Below are 1,239 nucleotides of genomic sequence, written 5' to 3'. Positions count from 1 at the left end.
CGCGGCGCCATCATCTGGCTGCGCAGCCTTGCCCCCGCCACATGATCACGATCCCGAACAGGCCCTAGGGCCTGTGTGATGTCGTGATCAATCGGCTGCTCGCAGGAGATCCTCGAGCCAGATCATCGAGGCGCGGAGTTCGAGACCGGCGAGGTAGCTCTCGGGTGTCTTGTCGAAGCGGGTGGCGATGCCACGCCAGTCCTTCAGCCGATTGATCAGGCGCTCGACGGTGTTGCGGTCACGGTAAGGACCGGCGTCGAAAGCGACGGGACGGCCGCCCCGGCTGCCCCTCTTCTTGCGGTGGGCGGCCTGGTCCTTCTTCTCCGGGATGACCGCCTTGATGCGGCGTTTGCGCAGGTGGGCGCGGTTGGCGCGGGACGAGTAGGCCCTGTCCGCGGCGACCGCGCCGGGCCGGGTGCGGGGCCGGCCGGTCGGCAGGCGGACCCGGATCTTCTGCAGCACGGGGATGAACTGGGGGCTGTCCGCGGCCTGCCCGGCGGTCAGAATGAACGCCAGCGGCCGGCGCCTGCGGTCGGCGGCGAGGTGAATCTTGCTGGTCAGCCCGCCGCGGGACCTGCCACGCAGGGCTTCCCTCAGGCGGAGCCTGCGTCGGCGGCGGACGCGCCGGCGTTCGGTCCGCTCGGGCTCGTTTTTGCCGTCCCGTCCGTTGTGTTCCGTCTCGGCGCCCCCTTTTGCCGGGCCTGTTCCTGCTCGGCGGCGGCTTCCTCGAGCGCCTCCATGACGTCCTCGCCGACGAGCATCCCGGCGGCGTCGTGGTGCGCGCGGACGGTCGTGGAATCCACGCCGACCAGGGACAGGTCCGTCCTGCCCCGGCGGGCGGCCTCGGCGATCAGGCCCTCCAGCAGGGCGGTGAAGACACCGGCGTTCCGCCAGACCCGGAAGCGCCCGTAGACGGTCGGCCAGGGCCCGAACTCGCCCGGCATCTCACGCCACTGCGCGCCGGTCCTGAACCGCCAGATCACCCCCTCGAACTGCTCCCGCAGCCGCCCGGGGTACGGGCCGTACTCGCCTATCGGCAGGAACGGCTCGATCAACTTCCACTGCTCATCGGTGAGTTGCCTGCGCGTCACGACCGTCTTCCTACCGGATCCGCCCTCCAGACGGACCCGGATCGGCAAAATTGATCACAACATCACACAGGCCCTAGTGTGTCGAGTCTTTGATTCGGTTCAGATATCCGGCGAGGCGTTCGAAGATCTCATCAGCGGTCTTCGTCCA

Annotated in this window: 1 pseudogene; it reads right to left on the bottom strand. The window is 69.0% G+C overall.

Annotated elements, in window-relative coordinates:
• Positions 1-87: 87 nt before the first annotated feature.
• Positions 88-1,091 (bottom strand): annotated as a pseudogene (locus JL475_RS39050) (IS5 family transposase).
• Between the last annotated feature and the right edge of the window lie 148 nt (positions 1,092-1,239).

It is taken from the genome of Streptomyces sp. M2CJ-2 (genome assembly GCF_016757295.1).
Lineage (GTDB): Bacteria > Actinomycetota > Actinomycetes > Streptomycetales > Streptomycetaceae > Streptomyces.
This window is presented reverse-complemented; position numbering and strand designations above follow the sequence as displayed.